Origin of the sequence: Desulfotomaculum sp. 1211_IL3151, from assembly GCF_036763075.1 — a bacterium.
In the GTDB taxonomy this organism is placed as follows: domain Bacteria; phylum Bacillota; class Desulfotomaculia; order Desulfotomaculales; family Desulfotomaculaceae; genus Desulfotomaculum.
In genome coordinates this window covers 1-14,713 of the sequence record NZ_JBAIYV010000009.1, presented here as the reverse complement: position 1 = coordinate 14,713, position 14,713 = coordinate 1, and the positions used below count along the sequence as shown (strand labels likewise).

General features: G+C 41.0%; 9 protein-coding genes and 1 pseudogene. 5 read left to right on the top strand and 5 right to left on the bottom strand.

Annotated elements, in window-relative coordinates:
• Positions 1-136: 136 nt before the first annotated feature.
• From V6C11_RS01125 to V6C11_RS01105, 5 genes are all read right to left on the bottom strand, one after another.
• Positions 137-997, bottom strand: coding sequence for a DUF6385 domain-containing protein (locus V6C11_RS01125; RefSeq protein ID WP_333529238.1), 861 nt, complete (start codon positions 995-997; stop codon positions 137-139).
• A gap of 82 nt (positions 998-1,079) precedes the next feature.
• Complete coding sequence (locus V6C11_RS01120) at positions 1,080-2,627, bottom strand: glycosyltransferase (protein ID WP_333529282.1); 1,548 nt, start codon at positions 2,625-2,627, stop codon at positions 1,080-1,082.
• Complete coding sequence (locus V6C11_RS01115; RefSeq protein ID WP_333529237.1) at positions 2,602-4,131, bottom strand: glycosyltransferase family 2 protein; 1,530 nt, start codon at positions 4,129-4,131, stop codon at positions 2,602-2,604. The genes V6C11_RS01120 and V6C11_RS01115 overlap by 26 nt, the downstream gene beginning before the upstream one ends.
• Before the next feature lie 17 nt (positions 4,132-4,148).
• Positions 4,149-5,885 carry a glycosyltransferase gene (locus V6C11_RS01110; RefSeq protein WP_333529236.1) on the bottom strand — a complete coding sequence of 579 codons (1,737 nt, stop codon included), beginning with the start codon at positions 5,883-5,885 and terminating at the stop codon, positions 4,149-4,151.
• Positions 5,878-7,839, bottom strand: coding sequence for a glycosyltransferase (locus V6C11_RS01105; RefSeq protein WP_333529235.1), 1,962 nt, complete (start codon positions 7,837-7,839; stop codon positions 5,878-5,880). The genes V6C11_RS01110 and V6C11_RS01105 overlap by 8 nt, the downstream gene beginning before the upstream one ends.
• A gap of 119 nt (positions 7,840-7,958) precedes the next feature.
• Here V6C11_RS01105 and V6C11_RS01100 point away from each other — a divergent pair, with 119 nt between their 5' ends.
• From V6C11_RS01100 to V6C11_RS01080, 5 genes and pseudogenes are all read left to right on the top strand, one after another.
• Positions 7,959-8,975, top strand: coding sequence for a DUF6385 domain-containing protein (locus V6C11_RS01100; protein WP_333529234.1), 1,017 nt, complete (start codon positions 7,959-7,961; stop codon positions 8,973-8,975).
• 158 nt (positions 8,976-9,133) lie between these two features.
• Positions 9,134-10,699, top strand: a complete 1,566-nt coding sequence (locus V6C11_RS01095; protein ID WP_333529233.1) for a CsxC family protein — start codon at positions 9,134-9,136, stop codon at positions 10,697-10,699.
• 119 nt (positions 10,700-10,818) lie between these two features.
• A complete protein-coding gene (locus V6C11_RS01090; RefSeq protein ID WP_333529232.1) occupies positions 10,819-11,604 on the top strand; it encodes a CsxC family protein in 786 nt (261 codons plus the stop codon).
• A 356-nt stretch (positions 11,605-11,960) separates the two neighbouring features.
• Positions 11,961-12,722 (top strand): CsxC family protein, encoded by a 762-nt coding sequence (locus V6C11_RS01085; protein ID WP_333529231.1) that lies wholly within the window; start codon positions 11,961-11,963, stop codon positions 12,720-12,722.
• 111 nt (positions 12,723-12,833) lie between these two features.
• Positions 12,834-14,713, top strand: a pseudogene (locus V6C11_RS01080) (hypothetical protein); the annotation flags it as partial.

Here is a 14,713-nt window from a genome sequence, read left to right as displayed (position 1 = left end):
CTGGTGGAAAAGCAACAGGAAGCCGGTACAATTTTTATGTACCAGCTTCCTGTTGCTTTCCTTTAAGTTTAAAAGTTGTTTTTACAATTAATGCCAGACAAATTCCCCAGGCACAATTTAACAGCACTTTTACATTTTATTGTCTGCCCTGTGCCCAAATCCTAATTGATCCTTCGGCACATTTATCAACCTTTAAGCGAAACGTAAGCCTTAGATAACGAGTAAAAAAATTGCTAACCACGACCTTCGATTGTCCCGGAACCAACTCAATTTCAGGCTCTTCATCAATGAAAGTCTCGTTGTCAGGACTATCCTGTAGTTTTATCAGTACATTCTCTGAGCCAATGTTTTTAACAATAAAACTAAAAACAGAGTAATTCCAGACCTCCACTGTGCTTGAATAGGTTGCCTGTTCCTTTACAGCATAGACCTTCTCCCAGTTTATCTTATTAGAAGGATTACCAGTAAAGGTTTTTATTTTTAGTAAAGGTTGTTTTAGTTTATCATTTCCATCGGAACCATGGAAAAGTAAAACGCCGTTCGTACCCTTATGTACGGGTACCAGTGCAAAACCGAAGTTCTTAACTCGACCTGTTCGATAGGCTTTAACAAAATCTGTAACTGGTATGACCAAGCAATTCGCTTTGTGATGAATGGGTATTATCCTTAAAGTTCCAGGTATGATCGGCGGCCTATTATAAAAATCAGTACCACAGTCTTTAAATGGTCCAGCCAATAATTGAATACCTAGATATTCTGGCGGTAACCCCAGAAAAGGTGGGTCAAAAAAATAAAAATATAATGCAGCTTTAGAAATCCCTTGGTTTTCAGGTACTTCCGCAAGATCAAAAAAAACATAGGAAATATAATTTGTATCTTTAATAAATCCTGAACGGATTTTCCCAACAGGCAGATACGGCGAATGACACTGGGGCTTTGCCAATTTATCATTAAATACAAAGGTATCCTTAATGGCACCCATGTTATAAATAGACATCGGGACTACACCTCATGTCCTTTTATATACGTTATGTTAGAAAGGCATATTTTGTGTAATAACTTAAAATTTCAGGAATTCTTCATCTTTGTTTTTCCTCCACCCATTCTACAAGGTTTGGGCAGGGATCCAATATGGACTCATACTGCTCTGCTATGCCATATCTGCTTTGTGGGTCCAATTTTTTATAGCGATAATACTTAGCCAGGCGGTCTTCTGGTTTCAGCCACCCCAGGTGTTTAATTCTCAAGGGGTGGTTCTCTCCATTCATACCACTTATATTAAGGGGGAACCTGCCACAGTGAAGGGGTGCTTCATGCCACCGGTAGTCATGGCCTGGTATATAGCGAACCATCAAGGGACGAAAGAATTGGTGGGCACACCAGTGTCTGTCTTCCCGATAATGACGCTCCGTCCACATATCAAAAAGACGAAAGGAATACCAGTAAACATCTTTCCTTTTAGCTAAATTTTTTAATATTGCAGGGGCACTGGCTTCAAAAACCTCATCCGCATCCAGTATTAGAATCCAATCTGGCTTCGTCCCAACGGCCATTTGCCAAAGCTGTTTTCTGAGACTTACTTCATTATCAAAACCTGAAACCGGGTTAGAAACCACCGTCAGGGGTATCCCCTCCAATGCCTGCTTGCACTCCTCAATGGTATTATCTTCGCTGGCATCATCCAGAATTACTGCATTATCAATGTATTGCCTGGCCTGAGCTAAAACTTGCGCTAAAAACCGGCCAGATTCATTGCGTACTAACATGGCCAGTGTGATTTTGTCGCCCTTTCCCTGCCCGGTGTCCTTCTGACTTTGCTTTTTTTTCCTGATTAAACCCATCTTTCTCTTATACATTTTAAGCTCTGCCAGCTCTGATTCTCGATAGATATGAAAGGGCGGATAAAAAGTATCTGCATAGAGTTCCAGGCCTAAAGCCGCTGCTCTGACACAAAAATGCCGATCCTCGCCCCAGAGGCTGATATTGTATATTTCATTAAAAGAAACCCCTTTTAATAAGGCCTGCCTGCTAATTAAAGTACATGCTCCCAAGCCACCAACTTTATAGGTCCCTGGCCTTTGCAACAGCTCAATAAACGCCATCATTCGTTTTTTAACTTCTTCTTCGTCCAGGGGCTCCCCCCTTTTCGAATCAAAAAGTTTGTATTGATCCGCTACCCATACCTGTGGCATGGGTGCTAATTCCGGTTCCCAAGTAGTCCAAAAGACCTCGGAAACAATATCCTTATTTAGGCTGACTAGATGACGTATGGTTTTAGGCTGCAGGTACAAATCTGAATCAACAAGAAATAAATAATCATACCCTTCCTTAATGGCCATATCGATGAAAGTGTTTTTAAATGAGGCTACCTTCCAGATTAATTGTTCATTCCATTGATGGGTCTTTTCATCACATACATATAAATCCTTTCCATCATTTTTTAAAATCAAAACATGATCCCTTTTTCTTGCAAATTGCTCCAATAAATTATGGTCGTTGTTATCATCAATAAAAACAAAATCAAGCTGCAGACCACGCCTTTCCAGCTTCTCTAAAGAATGTAGAAATTCTTGCAAAATTGCTTTCTTCTGTTTTATCGGACTACCGATCAATACTCTCTTTTTCAGCACCAGCCCCCCCTAACGCACTCCAGCCCAAGACATTTAAACCTTTGGCAGCAGCCCTTGGGCAGTAATCCTTGACAAACAGAATCATTAATTCCTTCATTAACTTGCTTACTCGATCATTTATTGGAAAATCAGCATAGCCCTTTTCCAACATTAAAGAATAATAATATAACTGTCTAACCGAAACACATAAATAGTTAAAGGATGCCCTCTTAAGAAAAGGCTCAAAATGAACGAATTGATATAATTCAAGTACTAATTGGCTCGGCATAAATTCTGGATCAGGCTTTTTCAACAATAAACCAATCTCTAAAAAAATAATGACAATTGCATAAGAAGGTTTTTGCTCCTTTAATAACTGTCTCCATAAACGATCCAATCGGTTTACGGACATTACTCTGCTCAATTTCTCGTCAATTAACGGATAAGCACACCCAAGTAAATCGACAATTTTAATTAAGGGATAGATATACCCACTTTCATGCTTTAATGAAGCTAGATACAGTTCCACCGCTTTATCAACATGCCCCAAAGACATCAAAACATCACCAACCAGACATAGATGTTGATGCCTTGGCAGAAATTTACCTTCGTCTTCTCCCAAGGACCTTACTAAATCTTCGGTAGCCTGAGCATACTGCTGCGCCTGCAGCTGCCCCAGACCCCTGCATATCAGCAACTGTTGGTGATTGGGAAATACCTTCAAAAACTCCTCTAGGAACCTAAATAATGGATCCAATTGGCCAAGATTTAATAAACCGTTAGCCGTGGCAACGATAACATCCTGGTAATAGCCCTCTGATCCATTCATTTGTGGGAGAGCTTTTTCCAAACATTTAACACCCTCGGCTATCAAACCCCGCTGAAAATATTCCAAGGCCAGAGAATATAAAAGAAAGGGATCAGCGGGGCTTTTTTCCAGCTCTTTGATAATAATGAAGGTATTACGTTTAAATTTTTCCTTCTTTTTGATTTCAATATCAAGATAGCCGAAATGGTTAATAAGGAGGGAGCAGGCCCGCAGACCCTTTCCAGCCGTTTCTTTGAGAATGGACGGTGCCACCTGTTCATGAATAGCACCGCTAAATCGGTATAAGGGGTTGTTTTTAAAGAGTCTGACAACATTGTCCGTCATAATCTCTCCGCCATCGCCCTGATAACTTTGAATCGAAACGAAGTAACCTTCAACCTGATCAGCGGCAAGCAGCTTATTAAAGTAATTCACGTCCAGCGGTGCCAGAACCTCATCTGCATCCAGTACCAGTATCCACTGGCCTGTAGCCTGCTCCAAAGCATAGTTTCTCGCATCAGAAAAGTTACCCTGCCAGGCATAGCTAAATACCCTGGCCCCTGCTGCCCTGGCAATCCCAACGGTGTCATCTGTGGAGCCCGTATCTACCACGACAACCTCATTAACAATTTGTCTCGCACTATTAATACAATTGAGTAAACGTTCTCTTTCATTTTTTACGATCAAACACAGACTCACGGTTTTTCCTGACAATTTGCCATTCACCAACTTTAAAACTTATAATCAACAAACCCTTTTATTTCATTCATTTTTTCTAAGTAGTAACGATTCAGTCTGTGGCCGCCCCCAGGAAGAAAGGTTACCGCCCTTTGCAATGTTGTCAAAAGATTGTGTATCTGAGAAACATCCCTGCTGGGATAGTCCGGCAGATAGTCATGGCAGATAGCAAGTAATTTTAGATAAAAGGTGATGACATCTTCCTTTTCATATTTCAGATAATTGTCAAAGGGCAAACCCCTATGAACAAACTGACTCAAATGATTAAGCACCCTGGCAGCAAATCGATGCTCTTTTTTCCTCCAAAGCTCTAAACTCATCGTCCTAGCCAAGTGGTAATTCCCCTTTAAGAGTAACCCCAGTGCCATATATGTTTTGGCCTCAAGGTAAAGGTCACTCTCATCGGGCACTTGTTCCATAAAGTCTAGGCCTTGCTTTATGTCGCCAGATAAAATATGGTACTTTCCCAGGCCGTATAGAAGTTCAATGGTTGGTTCAAACTGATCCTTCATCTCCACTAAACACTGTTTGGCATACTGGGGTAATTTCATTCTATTAAAGAGCTCAGCCACTGTTAGGGCTATGCGAGGATTATTAAAGAAGTTTTTTTCTCTGAAGTATTGTAATGTATCGTTCCAACCGCATCGATAAAGTTTAACCAGAAACAAGCCGTTGCTCGGATAGTGATACTGGTTATTGTGATTGATTGCTTGCTCGTAACACTGTTCGGCACCTTGCATGCTATTAATTTTTTCGTGACAAAAGCCTAAATGATAATAGGCTAAAAAATCATTTGTACCCTGTTGGTGACTAAAAAGTGCTGCCGGTGCATCACATTGGGTAGCTTGCTTAAACCATTTAATGGCCAGTTTATATTCTTCCTTTTCCTCCAAGGCACAGCCGGTCAGGTAATAAACATCTGGATAGCCCTTGTAACGTAACGCTGCTGCCTGACCCAGGATGATGACTTTGTCAAACTCCTTCATTAGGTTCAGACAGGTCAGTAAATAGCGCAAGGCGGCTGACTTAAACATAATGGAATCATCCGTTAAATCTCTATAAGCTTTTTCCAGATATGGTAGAGCCAGGTTTGGTTTGCCTAGACCTAGCCACTCCACACCCAGATAATAATTAACAAATGAATTCTCGGGATCATGGCTACTTTCATTCCTTAATGCGATCAGGTTTCGTCTCTTCTTCTTGTTGCGTTCCTTTGACGATAGCATCCCGTGTTTAATCTTTATGCCCTCTGCTACGGCTACTACCTCCGGGTTGTTAACAACGATCTGTTCATGAATCCTGCCCATAAAATAATAATCCGCTTTCCGCCTAAACAAGCGAAGAACTAGAAAGTTATTGAATTCCCCGGTTTGTTCGTTAATTGGATGTTCAAGGGGTACCATGTATGCTTCAACATTTTTGTCACTTCTGATTAAATCCCTAAGGTTAACAAAATCACAAATCAATGCCTCATCTGCATCAAGGGAAAGGATCCAGTCACCGGATGCTTGGGAAATGGCATAGTTACGGGCAGCACCAAAATCCCCCTGCCACGCATAAAAGTATACCTTCTCAGTATATTGGTATGCGATCTGAGGGGTATCATCGGTAGAGCCAGTATCCACTATAACAATTTCATCAACTAGAGCTTTGACACTTTCCAGGCAGGTACTCAGACGGGAGGACTCATTTTTAACGATCATAGCTAAACTTATGGTCATTTCACTCATGTTTAAATGCCCCTCCATCCGCTATACCCTCGTTATTATCCGAAGAATTTGTCCTTAGAACCTTCCTCCACTGCTCGTAAAACTCAATTTGCTTCATATAATAATGGGGTACGTCCGGCTCCATTTCTAATGCATAGCGGTAATGCAGCTCGGCCTCAACGTAACGTTCTTGCTTGCTGTATATCTCAGCCAGAAGAAAATGTCCCTCTCCTGTGGGTTCAAGTTCTAAATGCTCCTCAATTAATTCAACCGCTTTTTCATGGTAACCATATTCATAGAAAATTAGAATAAAATCCCGTTTCTTATCCTCCAGGCATCTGGGAACAACTCCGGCCAGCATCTCAGAAGCCCTTTCAATTTGCCCTAAATCAAGCAGTCTCTTAACAATGTCCAACAGCAGAGCAACGCCATCCGTCCCAATATGAATTTTTCGTGCTGTCTTTCTCTTCTCTTGGCATTTCAACATCAATTTAAGAATGCTTTCTGTATCCTCCGAAAGTCCCATGCTTAGGAAAGTATCCGCTATCCCGCGAACCTTTTTTTTCTTACCTTGAACCCAATAACAAAATAACTCATTAAATTTAACCAGGTGGTAAAGAGGGCTTTCCGGGGTAAACTCCCCTAAAATTCTTAGTGCCTCAAGATCCCTTCTCCTTTGAATCAAACAAAAGGCTTTCCGGAGCATAATTTCCCCTGAGACAATTCCCCGGGCAATAACCTGGTCAATAAATTCAAGGCATAACGGATAAGCACCCTGGTCATAAAAAATATTGGAGAGTGCCAACATGGCCTGGGTACTGTTGAAATCAAGAACCTTCTCTAAACATTCCTTCGTGTAATCTGGGTTTTGACGGGGCTCTAGTATCTTTATAATCCTTTCCAGTGAATAGATAAAATGAGGATTATCCCTTAGACTAGCCAGGTAGTGTTGCAGAGCTTCTTCAAGGTTTAAAAACTTTTCGGCAATTTGACCGAGATAATAGTAGGAACGGAAGCCCCTGACCCCGGCAAAGGATGCAAATTGGGGCGGCTGTTCCGGCAAGGCCACAGCCTGCAGGAAAAATTCAGCGGCTTTTTTATAACGTTTTAGGTCCAGACAACATAGGCCGGCATAATGATAAAGATCCGCATAGTGAGGAAAAAATCTGCTGCCAAGCTGCACTACCTCCAGGGCCTTTGCCGGCTGTTTGGCTGAGTAATAAGAAAGAACGATATATCTTAACAGCTTAGGGAAGTAAATTGTACCGGTGTCCGTTTGGTTAGCCACCTGTATGAGGACCTTTGCAGCCTCTGCAAACCTCTCTAAACGAAATAATTCAATCCCATAGTGATATTGTAAAATGTAGTTATTTGGGCTTTCTGACATTTCCTTTTCTATGATTTTTAGATTTCTTTCTTTTTTATTTTTTTCTTCTATTTGACTATCTAAGTAGCCATAATGATTGATTACAATCCCTTCAGCGATTTGATAGGATGCCGTTTTATTATTTTTGAGAATTACATCGGCAATTTGTTCATGAATAGCACCGTGAAAGCGGTACTGCGGTTTATTTCTAAAGAGGCGGAACACCAAGTCAGGGCAGGTTTCTACCCACCCCTCTTTGCCTATATAATTAATTATTTTAATAAAATACCCCTCACACTTTTCTTCCCCAACATATTTTTCCAAATTACCTTTGCTCTCATTCGTCAATTCCTCATCTGCATCTAAGAATAAAATCCAGTCTGATTTTGCCTGCTCCAGTGAATAATTTCTAGCTTCGCTAAAATTATCGTTCCACTCATAGTGAAAGATTTTAGCTCCCAATCCCTTTGCAATCTCTAATGTCCGATCGGTTGAACCAGTATCAACAATAATCATTTCATCCACAACGCCAGTTACACTTTGTAAACACCTACCAATGTTTGCTTCCTCATTTTTAACAATCATGCATAAACTAATCTGGTTTGCCATCGCGAATACTCCCTTAAAATTAACATTCTTTTTTAAAATATGCATAAAAAGTGTAACTTTCTACAATCCACCGAAATATTCTAAGGTGAGGTAAAATTTAACAAAGGGGGCAGCACAATATGCCTAACTTTAAAATTTTTCAGGACAATCCGGATTACGCTCGCATCAAGATTTATGGGGGCAATAATACCGCATTAAACACCGATTCCAGCGGTAATCTGACAATTACATCAACTGGTTTAGCCATTACACCGCCTACGGACGGTTTAGCTATCACCTCAACGGGGTTGGCTATCACGGCACCTGTCAATGGTCTCACCGTCACAGCCTCTGCCGATGGTTTAGCCATTACACCTCCTGCGAGCGGTTTAGCCATCACCTCAACGGGGCTGGCCATCACCGCACCTGCCCATGGACTCACCGTCACAGCCTCTGCCGATGGTTTAGCCATTACACCTCCTGCGGATGGTTTAGCCATTACCTCAACAGGGCTGGCCATTACCGCACCCGCCCATGGACTCACCGTCACAGCCTCTGCCGATGGTCTAGCCATTACACCTCCTGCGGGCGGTTTAGCCATTACCTCAACAGGGCTGGCCATTACCGCACCCGCCCATGGACTCACCGTCACAGCCTCTGCTGATGGGTTAGCCATTACACCTCCTGCGGGCGGTTTAGCCATTACCTCAACGGGGCTGGCCATCACCGCACCTGCCCATGGACTCACCGTCACAGCCTCTGCCGATGGGTTAGCCATTACACCTCCTGCGGGCGGATTGTTGGTAACTGGTTCAGTTAATACAGCTATCGGTACCACCGAAGTAATTATCGTGGTGGCAGATAACGCGGATGTAAACGGCGGTCCCATCGCTGAAACAAATATCTTTACGGTCAATGCCTGGACCTACGGGGTGATTAATGCTTCCCTTGAGGAAAACGCCCAGGCACTGGTTAAACTGCAAATAAGCCCCGACAACATTCATTGGATTGATGATGTAAGCAACACCACCATTAACCAAAACAGCATGCAAACCTTTGTCAATACTACTTTCCTAAAATATGCACGGTTATATTACAGTGCCGTAAATGCTGCCAGTGCTATCACACTTAACATTTACTTCCAGGGTCAACTATAATAATTGCAAAAAAATGAAGCTGCCGGTATCGTCAGCTTCATTTTTGCAACGATAGTATTTAAAAAGTAATTGACAATAATCTTAATTTTTAAAGATTTTCAATAACCTGTTCAAACAGTCTTGAATAGCATGTTATAAAAAGTTGGAGGAGGATAGACATGTTTGATTTTAAAAACTTCTTCCTACCTGGTAGAAGTCAATATACAAATAAAGAAATACTAAAGGAATTTGAAAAATTATTAGTCCAGGTAAACCCAAACATACAAAATAGCTCCTTTTATAGCAGCCCTAATGATGAAAAGGAAAGTGAAACGATTGAAGTCCTTAAAGAGGAAGTCCTTAAAGAGGACATTATGCCAAGCCAGAGGAACCAGGAAGATGCCTTTGAAGATGAATCTCGTGATTCACAGATCACTCAAGCCTTTGTCCCGGATGAGGACATTTATCAAATTCTTGAACCAGAAATCATGGATGATATCCGTGTTGATTTGGAGGAATTATCTCAACTCGATATTATCTCCGCAAAATGGATAAAGGCAGAGACCTTCGATAAAATTAAAGATGTTTTACCTAAAAAAGAGGACTCCTTAGAAATAAAAGAAGAACCCCTAGAAATAACTCAAGAAATTAAAGCCCTTGCAATATTTGACGATCCTGAGAAGGCCGTGGCCCCTTTAGCTGAATCTAAAGTAACAAAAACAGAAATCTTTCCACACAAAAAAGAATCGTCTAATCTCCAAAAATGTGCTAAGGTCACTGGTCAAATTTTAAATAATTGTACCAGTGAGATATTTAGCGGTAATCTCTTACCAATTGTTGGCCCATTTAAAGCTAAAATCCCGGTGGTTTTATCAGAGTTTCAGATACAGTTATTTTTAAATTCCACGATCAAACTTCCTGAGTCCGCCTTAGAAATAAAAGAAATTAAGAAAAATGTAAAGCTGACCCAATGTTTACTGCTCCAGGAACCTGGAACGGTTACCAATCCAGGTAACCTCTTCATAAAGGGCTTTATCCGCAAAAATATTGACTATGCAACTTCACAATGTACGAACTCTGAAGGTGTTTGTGGCGATATCCGTCATTGTACGGTGGACGTTCCTTTTAACTGTGTAACTACTGTTACCTATCAAACCTTACCTTTACCGATACTGGAAAATAGTGTTAGTCAGTTCCAGTTTAGTCGTAAAGAAAAATTACAAGGCAAGGGTTTTTCTGAAAAGGACCAACTTCTTTCCGGAGATATGAGTGAATTTAACCAAATTAGCATGGAACATTTTAACGAATTGCCTTATTGTGAAATGATCAGTGCCAAGATACTCGAATACGATGAATTTATTGAGGGATCCCACCCTGATAATGAAGAAGCCCTTATCGGAGAGAAGGAATTTGAACAAATCGAGGAAAAAATGGTTCTTAACCTAACCCTTAAACTACTGCAAAATCAACAGGTTTTGCTTTCTCCCTTTCAACCACCGCCGCCCCCCATCGTACCTCCAAAAACGGTAGACCAAGACGATGAAATGATGAAGGAAGAATCTGAGGGGATAGAATCTGAGGAGGTTTCCATAATCGAAGAGGACTCCGTTCAACAGGGGAACTCCGAAGATAATATTCATTGCGAATTGGATAATATCGTAAAGTTACAGCAGGCAATGGAGGAATTTTTGGATAACGATGGATTTGCAAATACCACAAAGGATTGCCCCAAGGATTACACATGAACCATAGTTAACAGAAAATAGCTTGCAGAACAAATTTTTCTTGATTTTTTCCCATAATGTAACACCATTGGTTTGATTTGAATACCATGCACTATAAAACATTAAGGGGGATTAGAGACATGTCCAATAATGATGCTTTTTGTAAGCAAGCATGTGTTAAAGTAATTGGCGGTGGCTCCCAGCCAACCTGTGCCAGTACATTTCCAGCCGTATCCATACCAGTTGCTACTTTGCCTGTTACAGTTAAAATTCCTGTGGTAATATCAGAGATAACTGTAAAGGTAAATCTGGATTCCGTCATCACTTTACCGGAACCAGCACTGGAAATCAAAAATATTAAGAAGCGTGTAAAAGTAACCCAATGCCTGCTGCTGCAAGAACCCACCGTGGGCGGCGTTCCAGTAGAAACCACCACAGGAACCTTATTCCTTAAGGGCTTTGTACGTAAGAACATTGATTATGCTACCCGGTCCTGCTCCAACGCTGAAGGGGTTTGCGGCGATATCCGTCACTGCACAGTTGATGTGCCTTACAGTTGCACAACAACCATTCCCTTTACTACACCACCCCAAGCCCCCATTGCCAATACCCGGGATGAGTTTGAATTTTTCCGCAGAGAAAAGTTACCCCGTAATGCGGGCTTTGCCGAAAAAGACCATCTTCTTTCCGGTGATTTCTCAGAGTATAACCAAGTTAGTGAAGAATTCTTTACAGAATTACCCTATTGCGAACTGATCAATGCAAGAATTGTTGAGTATGATGAGTACCTTAACCGCACGAGACCAAATACCACCATTCCCTTTGAAGAAAAAGAATTTTCCCAAGTGGAAGAAAAGATGGTTCTCTACATTACTCTTAAAGTACTGCAAAATCAACAAGTACCCATTACCAATGGTACTCCCTAGCAATTAATCAGACAGCCAAGGTTTTTTCAAGACGTAACCAGGGATTTAGTCCCTGGTTATTTTGTTTTACATTTCTTACCATATAGTATTTAACTTAATAGGAATATGTTACCAATTTTAAATTTTATATTAAAAAAATTGTATTTATACTTTAGTTATCAACCTTCAGCCTAAGGTACCCTTAAAGCTGATGTCGTGCTTTGTGAAACTAGTTTATAGGGGTTTGTTAAAAAAGCATGGTTGATAAGAGATTATCTTCCTAAAATTAGTTTTTTTGGCTCCTCTTCCAATTTTTTGTATCAAACCTTACCTATGTTGAATAACATGCAGTATCATATAAAAGGAGGTTTGATAATATGTCAGGATGCTGCCCACCCTTTAAACCCAGTAAAATTGTTACTGGTGGAACACAATGTCAATGTTCCAGTACATTTCCTTCTATAACCATACCTGTTGCTACATTACCTGTTACTGTAAAAATTCCCGTGGTTTTGTCCGAATTGCAAATTACTATTCCAGTAAACTCCATCATTAAATTACCGGAACCAGCGCTGGAAGTAAAATTCATCAAGCACAAGGTAAAGGTTACTCAATGCTTGCTGTTGCAAGATCCCAATGGCACGGGTGCCATCACTGGTCCCGCCATGCTTTCCATTAAAGGATTTGTCCGTAAAAACATCGATTATTCTACCCGCCTTTGCTCAAATCACGAAGGAGTATGTGGTGACCTTCGTCACTGCACCGTGGATGTTCCCTTTAGTTGTATGACATCGGTTACCTTTACAACACCACCAGCTACTTTGCTAACAAATACGACACAAGAATTTGAGTTCTTCCGCACCGAACAACTATCCGGCCCTGGCTTTGCCGAAAAAGATCATTTACTTTCCGGCGATTTTTCTGAATACAATCAGGTAAGTCAAGAATTCTTTAATGAACTACCTTACTGTGAATTAATTAGTGCAAGGGTCTTAGATTACACCGAATATCTAAATCGCCAACGCCCCTGTGGTATGAATCTTCCCTTTGAAGAAAAATTTTTCAAAGAAGTAGAAGAAAAAATGACGATAACCGTGATTTTGAAAATTTTACAAAAACAGCAGGTTCCCATCGCATAAAAATTAAACTAGAAAAACACCCGCTTCGGGTGTTTTTTTAGTTTATGGTGTAACGGATTCCAGGTTAGTGGAATAAATTAACATGAATACGGAAAGGAGGTACTTTTTATAATGAATCAAACGGAGTTCAAGAAACATATCAAAACAATGGTTGAATCCATGCTTGATAAGGTCCCAAATTATTCCGCCCAAGATTTAACCGGTGATATTCCCGACCATGTGCTTAAGTCCTACCCAAATGGTTTGCCCGATGACATTGCAGAGCAAATCATTGAAGATCTATCCAGTAGCCTAAGTAAATTAGAACAATCCTTAGGCTTTGGGGACGATTGGGGGAATGCACAGGATTGGGGTAATATGCTCGATTGGGCAGGGTCCAATGATTTTGGTGATTTTGATGATTTTGGCAGCCACTGTGGCTGCAATGATGGAGCATGGAATGATTCCTGTACCCCCCATAATCCCTGTAAACCTCATAATCCTTGCAAACCACAACCCCCCCATGATGACAAATTGTTAAAGTGCTTTATTTTTACCTGTATTAAGCTAAAACTTATTTTCTGCTTGTTAAATCACAGGAAATTTGGCTTACAGGAAATTAAAAGGGAAATTAGAAATATTGAATGTGCCATCTTCAGTCCAACCTTTGGCTTACAGGAAATTAAACGAGAAGTACGCAACATCGAAAGGGGCGTATTTAGTCCCACCTTTGGTTTACCAGAAATTAAGCGTGAAATAAGAAACATCGAGAATGGTATCTTTAATCCAACCTTTGGTCTGCCAGAAATTAAGTCTGAAATCTCCTTCATCGAGAGCATTATCGGTGGCATCCTGACCGAGATTAACAACCCATCCTTTGGGCTTAGTGAGATTAAGGCTGAGATTTCCAATATCGAATCCGCAGTCTTCAACCCCACCTTTGGTCTGGAAGAAATTAAGTCTGAAGTATCTGAAATACTCTCCATTGTAAGCACACTTAATGTTGAATGCCCAGGTGCTTTGTTATCGGATATTAAATCAGAAGTTTCCGCCATTGAATCTGCTGTATTTAGCCCAACCTTTGGCTTACAGGAAATCAAATCCGAAATCTCTAATATTGAATCCGCTGTCTTTAGCCCTACCTTTGGTTTACCAGAAATTAAGTCTGAAATCTCCTTCATCGAGACCATTATCGGTGGCATCCTGACCGAGATTAACAACCCATCCTTTGGGCTTAGTGAGATTAAGGCTGAGGTTTCCAATATCGAATCCGCAGTCTTCAACCCCACCTTTGGTCTGGAAGAAATTAAATCCGAAGTATCCGAAATACTCTCCATTGTAAGCACACTTAATGTTGAATGCCCAGGTGCTTTGTTATCGGATATTAAATCAGAAATCTCTGCCATTGAATCTGCTGTATTTAGCCCAACCTTTGGCTTAGAGGAAATCAAATCTGAAATCTCTTTTATCGAGACCGCTGTTGGTGGCATCCTGACCGAAATTAGCAACCTGACCTCTGGTTTCAGTGAGATCATTGCCGAAATCTCCAACATTGAGTCCGCTGTCTTCAGTGAAACCTTTGGACTCAGTGAGATTAAGGCGGAAGTTTCCAATATCGAATCTGCAATCTTCAACCCAACCTTTGGTTTGCCGGAAATCAAATCCGAAATCTCTTTCATCGAGACCGCTGTTGGTGGCATCCTGACCGAAATTAGCAACCTGACCTCTGGTTTCAGTGAGATCATTGCCGAAATCTCCAACATTGAGTCCGCTGTCTTCAGTGAAACCTTTGGACTCAGTGAGATTAAGGCGGAAGTTTCCAATATCGAATCTGCAATCTTCAACCCAACCTTTGGTTTGCCGGAAATCAAGTCCGAAATCTCTTTCATCGAGACCGCTGTTGGTGGCATCCTGACCGAAATTAGCAACCTGACCTCTGGTTTCAGTGAGATCATTGCCGAAATCTCCAACATTGAGTCCGCTGTCTTCAGTGAAACCTTTGGACTCAGTGA

Coding starts and splice junctions, on each gene's coding strand:
- V6C11_RS01125 (WP_333529238.1), bottom strand. CDS start 997: ATGTCTATTTATAACATGGGTGCCATTAAGGATACCTTTGTATTTAAT.
- V6C11_RS01110 (WP_333529236.1), bottom strand. CDS start 5,885: ATGAGTGAAATGACCATAAGTTTAGCTATGATCGTTAAAAATGAGTCC.
- V6C11_RS01105 (WP_333529235.1), bottom strand. CDS start 7,839: ATGGCAAACCAGATTAGTTTATGCATGATTGTTAAAAATGAGGAAGCA.
- V6C11_RS01100 (WP_333529234.1), top strand. CDS start 7,959: ATGCCTAACTTTAAAATTTTTCAGGACAATCCGGATTACGCTCGCATC.
- V6C11_RS01095 (WP_333529233.1), top strand. CDS start 9,134: ATGTTTGATTTTAAAAACTTCTTCCTACCTGGTAGAAGTCAATATACA.
- V6C11_RS01090 (WP_333529232.1), top strand. CDS start 10,819: ATGTCCAATAATGATGCTTTTTGTAAGCAAGCATGTGTTAAAGTAATT.
- V6C11_RS01085 (WP_333529231.1), top strand. CDS start 11,961: ATGTCAGGATGCTGCCCACCCTTTAAACCCAGTAAAATTGTTACTGGT.